Origin of the sequence: Leisingera sp. XS_AS12, assembly GCF_041224635.1 — a bacterium.
Taxonomy (GTDB): Bacteria; Pseudomonadota; Alphaproteobacteria; order Rhodobacterales; family Rhodobacteraceae; genus Leisingera.
In genome coordinates this window covers 1-566 of the sequence record NZ_JBGFGM010000035.1, presented here as the reverse complement: position 1 = coordinate 566, position 566 = coordinate 1, and the positions used below count along the sequence as shown (strand labels likewise).

The following is a 566-nucleotide window of genomic DNA, read 5'->3' as shown; positions in this document are numbered from 1 at the left end:
AGATCCACGCCGCGCTCGACCTGCTTGGAGCTGTCGGAGATCAGCGTCTTGATCTCCATCGCCGCCTCGGACGAGCGCTGCGCCAGCGCCCGCACCTCGCTTGCGACCACCGCAAAGCCCTTGCCGGCCTCGCCCGCCCGCGCGGCCTCGACCCCGGCGTTCAGCGCCAGGAGGTTGGTCTGGAAGGCGATGTCGTCGATCACCGAGATGATCTGGCTGATATGGGCCGAGGATTGCTCGATCTCGGTCATCGCGGCCACGGCGCTTTGGACCACGGCGTCGCTGGTCTCGGCCTCATCGCGGGCCTGCTGCATCGTCGCCTCGACGCTGCGCGCGCCCTCGGCGGCGGATTTCACGCTCGCGGTCAGCTCGTCCAGCGCGGCAGCGGTCTGCTCGAGGGTGGCGGCCTGGCTTTCGGTACGGTGTGACAGGTCGTCGGAGGCCTGGCTGATCTCGGCGGCGCCGCTGCGGATGCTGCCGGAGGCCGCGATCACCTGCTGCACGGTGGCGTTCAGGTTGCTGACAGTGCTGTTGAAATTCTGCCGCAGCTGTTCGTATTCCGGCGG

The 566-nt window shown here is 68.6% G+C and carries 1 protein-coding gene; it reads right to left on the bottom strand.

Going from position 1 to position 566, the window contains the following annotated elements:
- Positions 1-566, bottom strand: a 566-nt coding sequence (locus tag AB9K35_RS00445; RefSeq protein ID WP_369923952.1) for a methyl-accepting chemotaxis protein, incomplete at both ends; no start/stop codon positions are given.